The sequence below is a fragment of the Reinekea marinisedimentorum genome (assembly GCF_004341165.1).
Taxonomy (GTDB): domain Bacteria; phylum Pseudomonadota; class Gammaproteobacteria; order Pseudomonadales; family Natronospirillaceae; genus Reinekea; species Reinekea marinisedimentorum.
This window is the reverse complement of the sequence record NZ_SLZR01000008.1, coordinates 89,414-105,928: the sequence shown is the minus strand read 5'-3', so window position 1 is coordinate 105,928 and position 16,515 is coordinate 89,414. Positions and strand designations below refer to the sequence as shown.

Below are 16,515 nucleotides of genomic sequence, written 5' to 3'. Positions count from 1 at the left end.
AAGTCTAACCAATCAAGCAGATTAAGTGCATTTTGAGATTTAATTGGCAGAACCGACTTGATTTAATTCAAACACCTGACCTTTTGTATAGAAAATGGGTAAGCAGGCAGCCGGACAGAAATACCAAAACACTGATCAGCAACCAGGCAGCTTCCCCTGTTTGTACCTCATAAGACAAGGGGCCGTACCAGCTGCCGCCACCTTGCCATGGCCACACCTTAATCAGTGCGCCTGCTATGACACCCAACATGAAACTTAGCACCGAATCATGCCAGCGGGACATCAGCCATTGAAGAAATTTACTGAAACTTAATATGCCGGCTACACAACCCAGGCCAACCCAAAGGATGACCATCAGGTCTTTTTCATGCACGGCCTCCACCACTTGCGGGTATATACCGAGCAGCAACAGAATAAAGGATCCGGAAATACCCGGAAGCAGCATTGCGGAAATGGCCAGCGCACCGCCCAGGAACAACACAAGCGGGCTTGAGCCAGCATCTATGGCCGTCATAAACACCAACATAACCGACATAGCCAGCCCCGACGCAAACAGCAGCAGATCTTTAGTGCCCCATTGATGCTCACGCACCAAATGAACCAGCGAGAGTAGAATAACCCCCATAAAAAAAGACCAGACAACCGGGGCAGCCACAGCCAAAAGTACATGCAGCAGATTTAGCACGGTGATCAGGCTGAACAGAATACCGATACCGAGGCACAGCAAGAAATTACCGTCCACCTCCAGCCATAGTTTTTTCCATTTACCCTGTATCACCAGGGGCAGTAAAGCGGGGCGAATGCCTGCCAGTGCGGCAATGAAGCGTTCATAAATGCCGGTGATTAATGCAATCGTTCCACCGGAAACACCCGGGACCGCATCGGCAGCGCCCATGGCCGCGCCCTTTAATATCCAGCCGATAGCTTGCTTGCGCATTATTTTTTTACTCCACTCAACATCGGTACAAAAACAACCGGTTCAATTTTCTGTATCACTAGTTCGTCATCGTTTTTATCAATAACCGTCAGATATTGATCTACTTCACCGATGGGCATAATGAGTCGGCCGCCGTCAGGGATCAGCTGATCGAGCAATTCCTTCGGAGGCTCATGGGGTGCTGCTGTGCCGATAATTACGTCAAAAGGGGCTTCTTCCGGCCAGCCAAAGAATCCATCATCCAGTTTCAGCCGCACATTTCTCAGCTTCAGTGTGGCCAGTCGCTCACGCGCCTTTTCCTGCAACGGCTTAATACGTTCAACGGAGCAGACTTCATCGACCAGGTTCGCCAGCACACAGGTTTGAAAGCCAGAGCCGGTACCAATTTCAAGAACCCGTTCATGGTGAGGCGCCTGCATAACAAGCTCAGACATTCTGGCAACGATATAGGGCTGCGACAGCGTTTGTGCGTAGCCAATAGGCACCGACATATCTTCGTAGGCTTTGTGGCCCAGTGCCTCATCAACAAACAGGTGCCGGGGTACGGCTTCGAAACAGGCCAACACCTTTGAATTGGTAATTCCCTGCTCAACCAGACGATCGATCATGCGGGTACGGGTGCGGGCAGAGGTCATACCAATACCATGAACGCGATTCGACGACTTACTCATGGCATTCGGTTCCGTCGCCTTCCGTTAACTGACATAGCTCTGCAATCACGGAAGTAGCAAAGCAGCCGGCCGGCAGAAAAAAGGAGATGACCGGGTCGCCGTCGATAACCTCAAAGTGCGGTTGCTCGGGTATAACCCTGAACTTCCGGAAGTGACGGCTGACCTTTTTGGCGTGCAGAGCCTCGATAACAGTCTGAAAGCTTTCCAGTACAGTGCCTTCCCGATCATCCAGCGCAGTGAATTCATCTTTGGAAAGACCAGGCAAGCTGCCGCTGGGTGATAGCCGCCCCTGCACACAGCGTTCAGTATCATCAGCAGAGGGGTGCTCGCAGTAAAAGCCTGCTTTACCCTCGGTAAACTGTGCGAAGTCGCCGGGGATAAGCGTGTTCCAGGTACCCGCCTTTACACGCTCAGCGAGCAACAGGTTAAACAGATAGGAGCGTACCGAAGACAGGAACAGTGATTCCAGGTGCCTTGGGAAGCGAGCGCCATTCAGTAGCTGAATACCCTTTTCCACATTCTGACCGCCCATGCCGAAGCGCTGAGCACCAAAGTAATTCGGCACCCCGGCTTCGGTGATCTGCTGCCAGTTTTGTTCAAGCAGGTTGGCCGGCAGCTGCGAGTCGCGAATACGAATCACAAAGCGGTTACCAATCAACTGACCGGTTTTCAGCTTTCTGGAGTGACGGGTGGCACTGAGAATTTCGACATTGGGGATATTCAGGGTACTGAAATCCGGGTCTGTCTTGCCGGGAAGGTGCACGGAAAAGGTTTGTTCAGTCACAGCCTGGCGATCTTTTAAGCCGGCAAAGCTGACATCACGAGGCTTTACGTTCGCCCAGCGGGCAAGTTGCTTTGCAAGCCACTGAGTATTTTGTCCGGTTTTTCTGACTTTTAGCCACAGATGCTCGCCTTCACCGCAGGGTTCTTCCGGCAGTCGCTCAATAACGACGAAATCTTCGGGTAGCTGTTTAATCCTGCCTTCAGTAATGTCAAAACGATGGGCACGCGGCCAGTCAAATTTCAGATTCACGTGGCTGATTTCTCCAGCAGGCATACCGCATCTACAGCGATCCCTTCTTTTCGGCCAACAAAGCCAAGCTTCTCGGTTGTGGTCGCCTTTACATTAATGTTGCCGACAGCCGTACCCAGCAGCTCAGCGATTCGCTCGGCCATGGGCCGTTTATAATCTTTCAAACGCGGCGCCTGTGCGGCAATGGTAATGTCGGCATTCATCAGCCGGTAGCCCTCAACCGTCACCAACCTGTATACCTCGACCAATAACTCAGCGGAATCAGCCCCTTTCCATTGCTCGTCGGTATCGGGGAAGTGCTCACCGATGTCACCTTTTGCAATTGCACCCAGCAGGGCATCGGTTAGGGCATGAAGAACAACGTCACCGTCTGAATGGGCGAGTAGCGCCTGATGCGAGGGAACATCGATACCGCCGAGCTTTATCAAACACTCGCTGCTTTGCGGGTCAAACTTATGAACATCGTAGCCATGACCAATTCTGAACATTAAATTCTGCCTTGTTGCGTTAAGTAAAACTCAACCAGCGCTGCGTCTTCCGGGTGAGTAAGTTTAATGTTATCCGACGAGCCAACCACCAGATTCATGGGCTGGCTAATATGCTCAATTGCAGAGGCTTCATCGGTCACGTTCACTCCGTCATCCAGCGCTTTACGCAGGGCATCGCGCAGCTCCTGCACACGAAAGCACTGCGGTGTCTGGGCGGCACACAGCGTTGAGCGATCAATGGTTTTCGGAATACCCTGCAGAGAGCTGGCCTGCTTGACGGTATCGGTAATCGGCTGACACAGAATACCGCCCATCTGGGTAACCAGTACTGTATCAATTAGCCGCTGAATATCTATCGCCTGAACGCATGGGCGGGCAATATCATGTACCAGCACCCAATCAAATGGATGAACAGATTCAAGCATATGATTCAGACCGTTCAAAACGGTTTCAAAGCGCTCACCACCGGCGGTGAACACCTCAAGCTCATCATACCCGGCAGCGATGGCTTGACCGGCTGCATCTTCTGCTGACAAGCCGATGAAGGCACGCCCCTTGCGGTCGGTTTCAAAACAGGCATTCAGAGTCCAGGCCATCACGGCCCTGCCGGCAATCTCTGTTAACTGCTTGGGCTGATCAGAGCCAAAACGGCTGCCTACCCCACCGGCGGGAAAAAGAAAATGAACGGCCATTAGTTGTTCTCATCTACAACGATGATGTAGGTCTCTCCCGGCTTAACCAGCCCGAGATCCTGACGGGCGAGCTCTTCCACCGCATCATCACCGGATTTTAAATCTGCCACACGGGCTCTGAGCTTATCGTTTGTCGCCTTTTGCACCTTTAATTCCAGTTCTAAGGCTGCGATTTCTTTTTCCAGGCGTTTTTTATCTGCATGGCCATTTTCTGCAAACCAGAATCGATACTGAAGCATGACGATCAGTACCAGCAATGCAATTTGTACAAGGCGCATCTGTTCAACCTTCCTTATGAGTGCGCTTATTTTCACGCATAAAAAAAAGGGAGCCAAGCCCCCTTTTTTAAAATCAAGCATTTAGCTGAAGGTATCGCTGCGGATACCTTCAGAATCTGCCATTACAATTACGCCTGACCTTTAACTTCTTTCAGACCATTGTAAGGAGCTTTGTCGCCCAGCTGCTCTTCGATGCGGATCAGCTGGTTGTACTTAGCAACACGGTCAGAACGGCTCATAGAACCTGTTTTGATCTGGCCAGCAGCAGTACCAACCGCCAGGTCAGCAATGGTTGCATCTTCAGTTTCACCAGAACGGTGAGAGATCACTGCAGTGTAGCCAGCGTCTTTAGCCATCTTGATTGCAGCCAGAGTTTCAGTCAGAGAACCGATCTGGTTGAATTTAATCAGGATAGAGTTAGCGATGCCTTTTTCGATACCTTCAGCCAGAATCTTAGTGTTGGTTACGAACAGGTCGTCACCGACCAGTTGCAACTTGTCGCCCAGCAGTTCAGTCTGGTGCTTGAAGCCGTCCCAGTCAGACTCGTCCAGACCGTCTTCGATAGAAACGATTGGGTATTCGTTAGCCAGACCCTGCAGGTATACGTTGAACTCTTCAGAAGTGAAGATCTTGCCTTCGCCCTTCATGTTGTAGTTGCCAGCTTCTTTGTCGTAGAACTCAGAAGCAGCACAGTCCATAGCCAGAGTAACGTCTTTACCCAGCTCGTAACCCGCCAATTCAACAGCTTCTTTAATTGCAGCCAGTGCAGCAGCGTTAGATTCCAGGTTAGGCGCGAAACCACCTTCGTCACCAACAGCTGTGCTCATGCCTTTAGACTTAAGTACTTTAGCCAGGTTGTGGAATACTTCAGCACCGATACGCAGACCTTCTTTCAGAGTCTTGGCACCAACAGGCTGGATCATGAATTCCTGGATATCAACGTTGTTGTCAGCGTGCTCACCACCGTTGATGATGTTCATCATTGGCAGAGGCATAGAGTAAACGCCAGAAGTACCGTTCAGGTCAGCAATGTGCGCGTACAGCTCAACACCTTTCTCAGCAGCAGCTGCTTTAGCGTTTGCCAGAGATACCGCCAGAATAGCGTTAGCGCCGAAGTTGGACTTGTTCTCAGTACCGTCCAGATCAATCATAACCTGGTCAATTTCAGCTTGGTTCAGAGCGTCTTTACCGATCAGAGCTTCACGGATTGGACCGTTAATAGCGGCAACGGCTTTCAGTACGCCTTTACCTAAGAAGCGGCTCTTGTCGCCATCACGTAGTTCCAGAGCTTCGCGAGAACCAGTAGAAGCACCAGATGGAGCAGCTGCACGACCTTTCGCGCCACCTTCCAGTACAACATCAGCTTCAACCGTTGGGTTACCACGGCTATCAATGATTTCACGAGCTTTAATATCTACAATTTTCGCCATTTCAGGACTCTCCAATGAGTAATAAAAACCAAATCGCGCCATATTGTTGGGATTTGGCAGAACAATATCTTGTTCAGGGTCAATCAAAATGTAATTTTGTTACAGAATTAGGGGATAGCCAAGGTGAAATTCACCAAAACGCCCCCTAAATCAGACATCAAACAGCATCATGCTTTAACACCGCTGAAATAAAACCACTAAATAAACCGTGGCCCTTTCTTGGTGTCGAAGTAAATTCAGGGTGGAACTGACAGGCAACGAACCATGGATGATCCGGATTCTCAACAATTTCCACCAACGCTCCATCTTGCGAGCGACCGGCAATAACCAAACCGGATTTTTCCAAGTCTGCCACATAATGGTTATTTACTTCATAACGATGACGATGACGCTCAACAATGCGCGGTTCGCCATACGCTTCCCTGGAATGCGTACCTTCTGTCAGCTGGCATTCCTGGCCGCCCAGGCGCATGGTGCCGCCCAGATCGGTGCTTTCATCACGCTCAACAACCTTACCATCGGCCTCGATCCACTCGGTAATCAAACCAATCACCGGATGGCGCGACTGACGGTCAAACTCGGTCGAGTGAGCGCCTTCCAAACCACAAACATTGCGGGCAAACTCGATCACCGCAACCTGCATACCCAAACAAATACCCAGGTATGGAATCTTGTTTTCACGCGCATACTGCGCCGACAGGATCTTACCTTCAACACCACGATGGCCAAAGCCACCCGGCACCAGAATACCGGATACGCCGGCGAGTACTTCCACGCCGTTCTTTTCCACATCTTCAGAATCGATGTACTTAATTTTCACCTTGGTACGCGAGCGGATACCGGCATGATCAATCGCTTCGATCAGAGACTTATAGGCATCCAGCAGATCCATGTACTTGCCAACCATAGCAATGGTGACTTCATTCTCAGGATTCAGCTTACGGTCGGTCACATCGTCCCAGTCTGAAAGGTCGGCTGGAGCGCACTCCAGTCCAAACTTCTCAACAACAATAGCGTCTAATCCCGATTTCGCCAGCATGCCAGGAATGCGGTAAATAGTATCGGCATCGAGCAGTGGAATAACGGCGCGTTCTTCAACGTTTGTGAACAGTGCGATCTTACGCAGCTCGGTTTTACCAATCGGACGCTCAGAACGACAGATCAGGATATCCGGCTGCAAGCCAATGGTGCGCAGCTCTTTCACCGAGTGCTGGGTCGGCTTGGTTTTTACTTCACCGGCAGTGGCGATATAAGGCACCAGTGTCAGGTGCATAGACAGCGCACGGCGGCTGCCCAGTTCGATCTTCAGCTGACGAACAGCCTCCAGGAACGGCAGGGATTCGATGTCACCGACCGTACCACCGATTTCAACCAGCGCAACATCAGCGTCACCGGCACCTTCAATAACGCGGCGCTTAATTTCATCGGTAATATGAGGAATAACCTGAACAGTACCGCCCAGGTAGTCGCCACGGCGTTCTTTACGCAGCACATCCTGATAGATGCGGCCGGTCGTAAAGTTATTGCGGCGGGTCATGGTGGTATTGACGAAGCGTTCGTAGTGACCCAGGTCCAGGTCAGTCTCGGCGCCATCTTCAGTAACAAATACCTCACCATGTTGAAACGGACTCATCGTTCCGGGGTCAACATTAATGTAGGGATCAAGTTTAAGAAGCGTAACTTTTAGCCCACGCGCTTCCAAAATGGCGGCTAACGACGCTGAGGCAATGCCCTTCCCTAATGAAGAAACAACACCACCGGTAACGAAAATATAACGAGTCATATAAGATCCCATCAAAAAAACAAAGAAAACCCGTGAAGCGACAGGGCTCCAAAGGTTCGGAAAATTAAGGGTAATTAGCTATTTAAGATGGGAGGCCAGAGTAGCAAAAAAGCAAATTTTGCTCAATCTGGAATTACATTATTTTGCCAGATTACCCGGTAACCGGTTTCACCCACCGCAGCCTGAAATTCTTCAGCAATAAACAAATCGCCGACCGCGACCAGATGATCGCCGCTGTATAGGATCGGCACCCGGTAACGCAGCCAGGGTTTCACCCGATATTCCTGAAGCAGGCGTTTTAAATCGCGGGATTTGGAGCGCCCAATCGGCTTAACCGTTTCGCCTTCGGTACGGGTTCGCCAGTGCAAATCGGGCAAATCAGCCCTGATACGCTCAGTACCGCGACTGACTTCAACCAGCCGGACTTCGCCGACTCCAGCCCATGGCTGTAACTGCTGATCAGATACCAAAGGCGGCGCACCCACCTCTGCCATATCTTTCACCCAATAAATGGCCGGACCATGACGGCGAATCGCCCCGTTACCGAGACGCACCTCGGGGGTAGCATCGGGCCGGGCTTTGATAACATGATTGTAGATCGCCTGCAGCCGGTCGCGTGAGGGTACCTGCTGGCCAATAGCCGTCAGCCAGGCGTGCAGCAGGCTTAGTATTTGGTCGTCACTGAAATCATCGAGCTGAACCAGTTTCAGGCCATCGTCAAAACTCAGCCGGTGCTGCAGCGCTTCATCGACGGATACCGGATTAGCACTGGACTCCGGCTCATCCAGCAGACGAATAACGTTCTGCACACGCTCCCGGTAACCCGGCCAGCGCTCTTCAAAGCGCGGCAAAACCTGATGGCGCAGGTAGTTCCGGTCCAGAGACAGATCGGCATTGGACTCATCATCTATCCAGGTAAGCTTCAGCTCGTTAGCGTAATCGATCAGCTGCTGCTTACTCAAACTCAGCAATGGCCGGTAAAGCCGGTAGTGGTCGCGGCTAGCCAGTGACGCCATCGCCTTAAGCCCATGCGGACCGGCACCACGCATTAAACGCAGAAAAAAGGTTTCAACCTGGTCATCCAGGTGATGCGCCAGTAATAAAACGGCATTTTCAGGCAGCAGTTCCCTGAACTGCTGGTAGCGGAACTCCCGCGCGGCCGCTTCCAGGCCACTGCCTTCCGGTACGACCTCGCCAGCGCAAACCTTTATCTCACAAGCCAGCGCACTGCACACCTGCTGACACTGCTCCGCCCAGTCATCTGCACTGACTGAAATACCATGATTCACATGAATAGCGGTGACATTTTCCGGCCCGACAGCCCGGCAGGCCAGCTCAAGCAAAAGCCGGGAGTCAAGCCCGCCGCTGTAGCCAACAAAGAAATGCGTCGAGCCTAAGCGGGATAAATCAGCTTTGAAGTCGTGAAAAAAGGCGTCATACCAGCCGGAGGAATAAGACAAGATAGCTACCCTAAGTTAATTGCCAAAGAAAGCGGAGTTTCTCACGGTCACCGCGCCGCCACAATTCAGACGCCCGGGGAACATCTACCCGCTCAACGTAGGTGGCTCCGATTTTTTCACAGGTACGAACAGAGGCGATATTATCGGGATTGCAGGTAATCCACAGCTCCGTAAAGCCGGCTTCCAGTGCAATCGGCTTGAGCAGCTGGCAGGCCTCGGTTGCATAGGCATGACCACGGAAACCGCGGCGGATGCCGTAGCCGATCTGGCCACCGTACTGCACGAGCATGGGCGAATGGCCCATTCGCAGGTCAATTTGTCCGATCGGCATTCCGTTCAGCAGAATAATATCAAACAGGCAGGCCGGAACGCTTTCCAGAGCCTCCTCTGCGCGGATCATGCGGTTGTAAACCAAGCCGACTGAATCACCAAATACCGGATCGGAATATTTTTCACGGATCAAATTATGCTTACCCAAAAACACATTCCTAATGCAGGTTAATCGATTTTCGCAGCAGAGGGTAGAAAGCCGGGCATTAAAAAGCCGGAGCGGAAAAGCACCACTCCGGCCATCAGAATCAGAATTGGACTAGGCCTGTACGCCGTATGACATCAGGCGCTTGTAGCGGCGCTCCAGCAAATCTTCGATAGGCTGCTGGCGCAGTACATCCACCTGCTGAGTCAATGCGTTCTTCACGCTTTCATTGATGGCATCAAAGTCTCGATGCGCGCCACCCAGCGGCTCATCAATAATCTGATCAACAATTCCCAGCTCTTTCAAACGGTGAGCCGCAATCCCCATGGCTTCCGCCGCTTCTGCGGCTTTGTCTGCGGTTTTCCAGAGGATCGATGCACAGCCTTCCGGCGAAATAACAGAATAGGTGCTGTATTGCAGCATGTTCAGATGGTCACAGACACCAATCGCCAATGCACCGCCAGAGCCACCCTCACCAATCACCGTTGCGATAATCGGTGTTTTCAGTGAAGACATCTTCAGCAGGTTGTAGGCAATGGCTTCCGACTGGCCGCGCTCTTCAGCACCGATACCCGGGTAAGCGCCCATGGTATCGATAAAGGTGATCACCGGCATCTTGAAGCGTTCAGCCATCTGCATCAGGCGCAGGGCCTTGCGGTAACCTTCCGGTCGGGGCATGGCGAAATTGCGGCGAACCTTTTCTTCAATTTCGCGGCCTTTCTGGTGACCAATCACCATAACCGGCAAATCATTCAGGCGGGCAACCCCGCCCACAATGGCCTGATCATCACCGTAGTGGCGGTCACCATGTAATTCATCAAACTCAGTAAACACGCCCTTGATGTAATCGAGTGTATAAGGGCGCTTAGGATGGCGAGAAACCTGCGAGATCTGCCACGCAGACAGCTTGCCGTAAATCTGACTGGTCAGCTTAGTCGCCTGTGCACTGAGCTTGTCGATTTCCGCTGAAATATTCAGATCGTTCCTGTTTCCCACCAATCGGAGTTCATCAATTTTAGAGATGAGCTCTGCAATCGGTTGTTCAAAGTCTAAATAATCCGGATTCATCATATTTCCCATTAACGACAAAATTCGTGTGACTGGCAAGTTATCGGTGCATCGGCATCCATTGCAGTCACGGTACACCAAAGGATAGACGCCACCTTAAAGATTTGCTTCAGATCAAACAAGATCAGGTGTGAAGATTTAGCTATGAACAAAAGTAAACAATTACTGGTACCTGAATTTGTAGCCGCCATCACCAAAACGTTGCTTAAGCGTGTGCAGCATTTCATCTTCGAGGCGAATACGATGCTCGCTGCCCAGGCGAATCTCGCCGTTTGCCCAGTCGTTCTGGTATTTGATCCAAACTTCACAGCCCTGCCCTTCGGGCAGATTACTTTGAGTCAGCTCCTGCAATTCATTCATAAACGCTCGGGCAGAACCGGCATCGACCCGGAATTCCACTCCCTTGATCAGCTTCTGACGGGCTTCTTCGAGTGAGTAAAGGCTTTGAGTACGAATCCGCGGCCGGTCACTGTAGTCATCCCAGCCGAGCTCGGCTTCCACCACGACAACGGTATCGGGCTCGAGCCGATCCTTGAATTGCTGATAAGCTTCGCCAAACAGCGTCATCTCAATGCGGCCACTGCGGTCATCGAGCGTGACGATTGCCATGGTATCGCCCTTCTGGGTTTGTCGGGTGCGCACACCCAGCACCAGGCCGGCAAGTGTTTTCACGTTCCCACGCCGGAAACGCTTCAGCTCCTCACCGGAAGCTTCGATATCGGAAAGCCGCATCGATACCAACTGCCGCACTTCTGCCTCAAATTCATCAATCGGGTGACCGGTCAGGTACAGCCCCAGGGTTTCTTTCTCGCCGGCCAGCCGCTCCTTCAGCGAGGCTTCACAGACATCCATATACTGCTCGTATACGTCACCGTTCTGCTCTGCCTCCAGTTCACCGAACATATCCAGTATACCCGCCGCCTGATTGCTGGCTTGCTGTTCCGCGGCCTTAACGGCATCGGGCATGGCTGTCAGCATTACGGTGCGGTTTGGCCCAATGTTATCCAGCGCACCGGCTTTGATAAGAGCATCAATGGCGCGCTTGTTCACCTTGCGCGAATCAATGCGATCACAGAAATCAAACAGATCGGTAAACGGGCCACCCTGTTTACGGGCCTCTACGATCGCCTCAACCGGGCCTTCACCCACGCCTTTAATCGCGCCCAGGCCATAAATCACCTGGTTGTTTTCATTCACGGTAAAGTAGTACTCACCCTCGTTAACATCCGGTGGCAGTACATCGATGTTTATCTGTCGGCATTCCTCAACGAAGATCACCACCTTTTCAGTATTCTGCAATTCCGACGACATGGTTGCCGCCATAAAGGCAGCCGGGTAGTGGGTTTTCAGCCAGAGGGTCTGATAAGACACCAACGCGTAGGCTGCCGAGTGCGATTTGTTGAAGCCGTAGCCGGCGAATTTTTCCACCAGGTCGAAGATCTTCATCGCCAGGTTGCCATCGATGCCGTTGTTGATCGAGCCTTCTTTAAAAACGGCGCGCTGTTTGGCCATCTCTTCCGGCTTCTTCTTACCCATGGCACGACGCAGCATGTCTGCGCCACCCAGCGTATAGCCAGCGAGTACCTGGGCGATCTGCATCACCTGTTCCTGATACAGAATAATGCCGTAGGTCGGAGCCAGAATAGGCTTCAACAGTTCGTGCTGGTATTGCGCATCCGGGTAAGAGATGTCCTCACGACCGTGCTTACGGTTAATAAAGTTATCTACCATGCCTGACTGCAGAGGCCCTGGTCGGAACAGTGCCACCAGTGCGATCATGTCTTCCAGGCAGTCTGGCTGCAAACGGTTCACCAGGTCTTTCATACCACGCGATTCCAACTGGAATACCGCGGTGGTTTTAGCCTCTTTCAGCAAATCGAAGGCGGCTTCATCGTCGAGCGGGATGCGGGCAATATCGATTTCTTCTTTACCCTCCGCCTTCAGCCGGGGGTTAATAATTTTCAGCGCCCAGTCGATGATGGTGAGTGTTCGCAAACCCAAGAAGTCAAACTTAACCAAGCCTGCGGATTCAACATCGTTCTTATCAAACTGAGTCACCAGGCCGCTGCCGTCTTCATCACACAGCAGTGGAGAAAAGTCTGTCAGCTTGGTCGGCGCAATCACCACACCACCGGCGTGTTTACCGGTCTGGCGGGTAATGCCTTCCAGCTTCAGGGCCATTTCCCAGATTTCCATGGCCTCTTCGTCTTCCTTCAGGAACTCACGAAGCTCGGTTACCTCGTCCAGGGCTTTACCCAGCTTCATACCCGGATCGGGTGGAATCAGCTTGGAGAGCTTGTCGGCCAAACCGAACGGCTTACCCTGAACACGCGCGACATCGCGCACCACAGCCTTCGCCGCCATGGTGCCGAAGGTGACAATCTGGGAAACCGCTTGACGACCATAGGTGTCGGCCACGTACTGAATAACCCGTTCACGGCCATCCATGCAGAAATCGACATCGAAGTCGGGCATGGAGACACGTTCCGGGTTAAGGAAACGTTCGAACAGCAGGTCGTATTCCAGCGGGTCAAGATCGGTAATATCGAGCACCCAGGCGACTAGCGAGCCAGCACCGGAACCACGACCCGGGCCAACCGGGACCCCGTTCTCTTTACCCCAGCGGATAAAGTCCATCACGATCAGGAAGTAACCGGGGAAGCCCATTTGGATAATGATATCGAGCTCAAATTCCAGCCGGTCGAAATAGTCTTTGCGACGTTCCTGATAGTCTGACTGTTCCGGGTTGAGCGCAACCTTCAGGCGGTTTTCCAGACCTTCGGCCGACAACTTGCGGAAGTAATCGTCCATGGTCATGCCTTCGGGTACCGGATAGTCAGGCAGGTAATACTTACCCAGCTCGACCGTTACCGAGCAACGTACGGCAATCAGCAGGGTGTTTTCGATTGCTTCCGGGATGTCGGAAAACAGCTCGGCCATCTCTTCAGGCGATTTCAGATACTGCTCTTCGGAATAATTTCTAACCCGTTTCGGGTCTTCCAGCGTTACGCCTTCGTTGATGCACACCCGGGTTTCATGGGCTTCGAAGTCTTCACGCTCCAGAAACATAACATCGTTTGTGGCCACGACCGGAATCGACAACTTACGGGCAATCTGCAGGCTGCCCTGCACAATGGCCTCGTCTTTTTCCCGCGAGGTGCGTTGCAGTTCAAGATAGAAACGGTCGCCGAAAATACCCTGCCAATGCTCGGCTATGGCCTCTGCACTTTCAGGCTTGCCGCGCAACAGCGCCTGGCCAACCTGGCCACGGCGGGCGCCGGAAAGCAGAATCAAACCCTGTTGTTTCTGTTCAATCCATTCGGCTTTGACGATGGCTTTATCATCATGTTGATTGGTCTGATAAGCATCGGAGATCAGTTCGGTAAGGTTGCGATAGCCTTTCTCACTGCAGGCCAATACCGTCATCAGGTACGGTTCACGCGGCTCCGCAGGGTTTTCAAGCCAGAGGTCGGCACCCAGAATAGGCTTAACACCCGCGCCGAGCGCGGCGTTATAAAACTTAACCAGGCCGAAGAAGTTGGTGATATCGGTAACGGCAACGGCCGGCATGCCACCCTCAGCAATCGCGCCCACCAGAGGTTTGATGCGCACAATGCCGTCAATTAAGGAATATTCGGTGTGAATTCGCAGATGTACAAAGCTTGTCATGAGTGTCTACTTTTTAACGTTTGCCAGCTGATTCTTAACTGGCGCAAATGATTTTCTGTGCTCGGGCAAAACGCCAAAACTTTGCAGGGCCTGTAAATGCTGCCGGGTGCCATAACCCTTGTGGCGCTTAAAGCCATACTCAGGGTGTTTTTCATCCAGGGCGCTCATTTCCGCATCCCGCGTGACCTTTGCGATGATCGATGCCGCGGCTATTTCCGCAACCTTACCATCACCCTGAACGATCGCCTCTGCCGGGCAGGGTAATCCCTTGGGAATTTTATTTCCGTCGATCAGGCACAGCTCAGGTTTAATTGTTAAGCCATCAACCGCCCGGGTCATGGCCAGCATGGTTGCCTGCAGAATATTGATCTGATCAATTTCTTCAACCGTTGCCCGGCCAATGCTGACGGCAAGGGCAAACGTTCTGATTTCATCAGCCAGCAGCAGGCGTTTCTTTTCAGACAGTTTCTTGGAATCATTCAGGCCGTCGATCGGCCGGGATGGGTCCAGAATGACCGCAGCAGCCACGACGTCACCGGCAAGCGGCCCACGACCGACCTCATCCACGCCGGCGGTGATACTGCCGGAATCGAAAAAATCCAATCCAAATTGCGTCATTTTAAGGCCAGATTCAGTACTGCGGAAGCGGCCTGCTCATCCGCATTCAGGGCCAGTTTTTTGTGCCAGTCGGTTGCCAGAGCAACAAAGGACTGACGGTAAGCATCATCACTCAGGGCGGTGATCATATCTTCAGATATCTGTTCAACGGTTGCCGCCTGCTGCAGACGCTCCGGTACCCAATCGCGCTGTTCAAGAATATTGGGCAGAGAGGCCCAGCGGGTAGTCGCCAGCCGGGAAATAATAAAATAGGACAGCGGGCTCATCTTATAGGCAACGACCATCGGCTTTTTCAACAGCAGGGTCTGCAGCGTGGCTGTACCGGATGCCACCAGGGTGGCATCGCTGGCGGTTATTGCGTCGTCAGCCTGCTTATCCAACAGGGTCACCGAGGCGCTGATCGGGTGATCCGCCAGTATCGCTTCAATTTGCGCCCGCCGCTTGAGGTTTGCCGCCGGAATAACAATATCGATGGGGCCGATTCTTTCGCTGACCACGGTTAGTGCGTCGAGAAACAGGCGGGTAAGCAGCTTTACCTCACTGCCCCGAGAACCCGGCAGCATGGCCACCACGGGCCGCTCGCCAGAGATTGCGAGTTTGTTTCGCGCCTGTGCGGTATTCGGTTGCAGCGGAAGCTGATCGGCCAGGGTGTGGCCTACAAAGGTGACCGGAATGTTTTCCTGCTCATAGAATGCGGCTTCAAACGGCAGCAGCGTCAGCATATGGTCGACCGCCTTACGAATCTTGCGGATGCGGCCCTTACGCCACGCCCAGACCGAAGGTGATACATAGTGCACTGTTTTTATACCGGCCTTGCGCAGCTGCTGTTCTAAGCCGAGATTAAAATCCGGAGCGTCAATGCCGACAAAGACATCCGGCTGAAAACCGATGCACCAGTCACGGTATTGATCGCGAATAGCGAACAGCTCGCGCAGCCTGCCCAGCACCTCGGTAATACCCATCACCGAAAGACGCTCCATAGGTACCCGCGAGGTAAGACCTTCGGCGATCATCAGCGGGCCGCCGATGCCACCAAATTCGATATCAGGGTATTTAGCCTTGAGGGTTTTCATCAGCCCAGCACCGAGAATATCGCCGCTGGCCTCGCCGGCCAGAACAGCGACACGGAGCTTACGGGCCATCAGCGGGCAATTCCGCGACTGGAACGGGCAATACTGTTAACGAAGACGGCAACCTCTTCATGGGCGGCCGCGCTTTCCTGCAGTTCTGCCAGGGCATCTTTGAGGATTTTGCCTTCACGATAGACCGTTTTGTAGGCCTGGCGCAGTGCCCGAATGGCTTCTTTGGAAAAGCCGCGACGCTTGAGGCCCTCGACATTCATACCATAAGGCGAGGCCGGAAAGCCCTGTACCGTGACATAGGCCGGCACATCTTTGAGTACCGTTGAGCCGGTGCCAACAAAGGCGTGCTCACCAATCTGACAGAACTGGTGAATACCGGTGTTACCACCGAGAATGGCATGATTGCCGATTACACAGTGTCCGGCAACCTGCGCACTGTTCGCAAGGATCACATGGTCACCGGTACGGCAATCGTGGGCCACATGGCTGTAAGCCATGTAGAGGCCATGGCTGCCCAGTACGGTTTCACCTTCGCCCTGAACGGTACCGCGCTGCAGCGTGGTAAATTCACGAATGGTATTGCCATCCCCAATGATCAGCCGGGTCGGCTCACCTTTGTATTTTAGGTCCTGACACTCTTCGCCAACACTTGCGAACTGGAAAATACGGTTATTCTTACCAATCACCGTTGGGCCGTTGATAACCACGTGAGGACCAACCCAGGTTCCCGCGCCAATCTCTACATTGGCACCGATCACCGAGTAAGCGCCGATTTCCACGCCCTCAGCAATGACTGCTGAAGGATCCACTATAGCCGTTGGATGAATCACA

16 protein-coding genes are annotated in these 16,515 nt (G+C 52.6%); 1 reads left to right on the top strand and 15 read right to left on the bottom strand.

What is annotated here, in order from left to right; all coding sequences use genetic code 11:
- Positions 1–67: 67 nt before the first annotated feature.
- The 7 genes from BCF53_RS10560 to eno all read right to left on the bottom strand — a co-directional run bounded on the left by BCF53_RS10560 (position 68) and on the right by eno (position 5,529).
- A complete protein-coding gene (locus BCF53_RS10560) occupies positions 68–937 on the bottom strand; it encodes a DUF368 domain-containing protein (protein WP_132701705.1) in 870 nt (289 codons plus the stop codon).
- Positions 937–1,608: a protein-L-isoaspartate(D-aspartate) O-methyltransferase gene (locus tag BCF53_RS10555; RefSeq protein WP_132701704.1), complete on the bottom strand. Its 672-nt coding sequence runs from the start codon at positions 1,606–1,608 to the stop codon at positions 937–939. The genes BCF53_RS10560 and BCF53_RS10555 overlap by 1 nt, the downstream gene beginning before the upstream one ends.
- Positions 1,601–2,641, bottom strand: a complete 1,041-nt coding sequence (gene truD / locus BCF53_RS10550; protein ID WP_165901886.1) for a tRNA pseudouridine(13) synthase TruD — start codon at positions 2,639–2,641, stop codon at positions 1,601–1,603. The genes BCF53_RS10555 and truD overlap by 8 nt, the downstream gene beginning before the upstream one ends.
- Complete coding sequence (gene ispF, locus BCF53_RS10545) at positions 2,638–3,129, bottom strand: 2-C-methyl-D-erythritol 2,4-cyclodiphosphate synthase (RefSeq protein ID WP_132701702.1); 492 nt, start codon at positions 3,127–3,129, stop codon at positions 2,638–2,640. Before ispF ends, truD begins: the two co-directional genes overlap by 4 nt.
- Positions 3,129–3,821: an IspD/TarI family cytidylyltransferase gene (locus tag BCF53_RS10540; protein ID WP_132701701.1), complete on the bottom strand. Its 693-nt coding sequence runs from the start codon at positions 3,819–3,821 to the stop codon at positions 3,129–3,131. Before BCF53_RS10540 ends, ispF begins: the two co-directional genes overlap by 1 nt.
- The gene (locus BCF53_RS10535) at positions 3,821–4,099 is read right to left on the bottom strand and encodes a septum formation initiator family protein (protein ID WP_132701700.1); all 279 of its coding nucleotides are present in this window, start codon (positions 4,097–4,099) and stop codon (positions 3,821–3,823) included. The genes BCF53_RS10540 and BCF53_RS10535 overlap by 1 nt, the downstream gene beginning before the upstream one ends.
- A 128-nt stretch (positions 4,100–4,227) precedes the next feature.
- Positions 4,228–5,529, bottom strand: a complete 1,302-nt coding sequence (gene eno, locus BCF53_RS10530) for a phosphopyruvate hydratase (RefSeq protein ID WP_132701699.1) — start codon at positions 5,527–5,529, stop codon at positions 4,228–4,230.
- Between the two features lie 14 nt (positions 5,530–5,543).
- On the opposite strand from eno, the gene BCF53_RS19565 reads away from it, so the two are divergent.
- On the top strand, positions 5,544–5,678 hold the full coding sequence (locus tag BCF53_RS19565) for a hypothetical protein (protein ID WP_279389135.1): 135 nt from the start codon (positions 5,544–5,546) through the stop codon (positions 5,676–5,678).
- 8 nt (positions 5,679–5,686) lie between these two features.
- On the opposite strand, the gene BCF53_RS10525 is transcribed toward BCF53_RS19565, so the two are convergent.
- The 8 genes from BCF53_RS10525 to lpxA all read right to left on the bottom strand — a co-directional run bounded on the left by BCF53_RS10525 (position 5,687) and on the right by lpxA (position 16,514).
- On the bottom strand, positions 5,687–7,312 hold the full coding sequence (locus BCF53_RS10525; protein WP_132701698.1) for a CTP synthase: 1,626 nt from the start codon (positions 7,310–7,312) through the stop codon (positions 5,687–5,689).
- Between the two features lie 122 nt (positions 7,313–7,434).
- The gene (gene tilS, locus BCF53_RS10520; protein ID WP_132701697.1) at positions 7,435–8,772 is read right to left on the bottom strand and encodes a tRNA lysidine(34) synthetase TilS; all 1,338 of its coding nucleotides are present in this window, start codon (positions 8,770–8,772) and stop codon (positions 7,435–7,437) included.
- A 10-nt stretch (positions 8,773–8,782) separates the two neighbouring features.
- The gene (locus tag BCF53_RS10515; protein WP_132701696.1) at positions 8,783–9,250 is read right to left on the bottom strand and encodes a GNAT family N-acetyltransferase; all 468 of its coding nucleotides are present in this window, start codon (positions 9,248–9,250) and stop codon (positions 8,783–8,785) included.
- Between the two features lie 111 nt (positions 9,251–9,361).
- Positions 9,362–10,315, bottom strand: a complete 954-nt coding sequence (locus BCF53_RS10510) for an acetyl-CoA carboxylase carboxyltransferase subunit alpha (RefSeq protein WP_132701695.1) — start codon at positions 10,313–10,315, stop codon at positions 9,362–9,364.
- Between the two features lie 162 nt (positions 10,316–10,477).
- The gene (gene dnaE / locus BCF53_RS10505; RefSeq protein WP_132701694.1) at positions 10,478–13,984 is read right to left on the bottom strand and encodes a DNA polymerase III subunit alpha; all 3,507 of its coding nucleotides are present in this window, start codon (positions 13,982–13,984) and stop codon (positions 10,478–10,480) included.
- A gap of 6 nt (positions 13,985–13,990) precedes the next feature.
- Positions 13,991–14,602 (bottom strand): ribonuclease HII, encoded by a 612-nt coding sequence (rnhB, locus tag BCF53_RS10500; protein ID WP_132701693.1) that lies wholly within the window; start codon positions 14,600–14,602, stop codon positions 13,991–13,993.
- On the bottom strand, positions 14,599–15,744 hold the full coding sequence (lpxB, locus tag BCF53_RS10495) for a lipid-A-disaccharide synthase (RefSeq protein ID WP_132701692.1): 1,146 nt from the start codon (positions 15,742–15,744) through the stop codon (positions 14,599–14,601). The genes rnhB and lpxB overlap by 4 nt, the downstream gene beginning before the upstream one ends.
- The gene (gene lpxA / locus BCF53_RS10490; RefSeq protein ID WP_132701691.1) at positions 15,744–16,514 is read right to left on the bottom strand and encodes an acyl-ACP--UDP-N-acetylglucosamine O-acyltransferase; all 771 of its coding nucleotides are present in this window, start codon (positions 16,512–16,514) and stop codon (positions 15,744–15,746) included. The genes lpxB and lpxA overlap by 1 nt, the downstream gene beginning before the upstream one ends.
- Between the last annotated feature and the right edge of the window lies 1 nt (position 16,515).